This window comes from Streptomyces sp. NRRL F-2664 (genome assembly GCF_000719345.1).
GTDB lineage: Bacteria > Actinomycetota > Actinomycetes > Streptomycetales > Streptomycetaceae > Streptomyces.
The window spans coordinates 1-543 of the sequence record NZ_JOFX01000324.1 but is presented as its reverse complement, the minus strand read 5'-3'; the positions used below and the strand labels follow the sequence as shown (position 1 = coordinate 543).

At 72.0% G+C, this 543-nt stretch carries 1 pseudogene; it reads right to left on the bottom strand.

Features of this window, described 5'->3' with window-relative positions:
- A pseudogene (locus tag IF89_RS0135920) lies at nucleotides 1–543 on the bottom strand (hypothetical protein); the annotation flags it as partial.

Here is a 543-nt window from a genome sequence, read left to right as displayed (position 1 = left end):
CTGCTTGCCGTCGGTGGTGAGGGCGGTGAGGCGGCCCGCGGCATCGGTCTCATGCACCGTGGTGGTCTCCACCCCGTCCGCACCGGTGACGGTGGTGGTGGTGATGTCGCCGGCGGCGTTGGCGGTGTAGGCGGTCGACCGCAGTACCGGGGCCTTCGCATCGCCGCCGTTGTGGACGGTGGTGGAGGTGAGCCGGTTGTAGGCGTCGTAGCCGTGCACGGTGTGCGTCGTGGCGGGCGGGGTGTCAGCGGCGCCCGCTCCACCGCTGCCTTCCGTGCTGGCGCCCTCCTGCCCGGTGCTGCCCACACCGCCGCCGCTGCCGCTGGTGTGGGTGGCGCTGCCGCTGCTGGTGTCGGGAGAAGGGCGGGTGTCGGTGCGGGTGGCCAGGTCTCCGCGGCTGTTGTACGTGTACACGGTCTGGGACAGCACGGTGCCGTCTTCGCCGGTGAGGGTCTCCTTCTCCGGCTGGCCGCTGTCGTAGTAGCCGACCGCCAGGACGGTGCCGTTGCCGTACTCGGTCTTTGCGGGCCGGCCGAGGCTGTC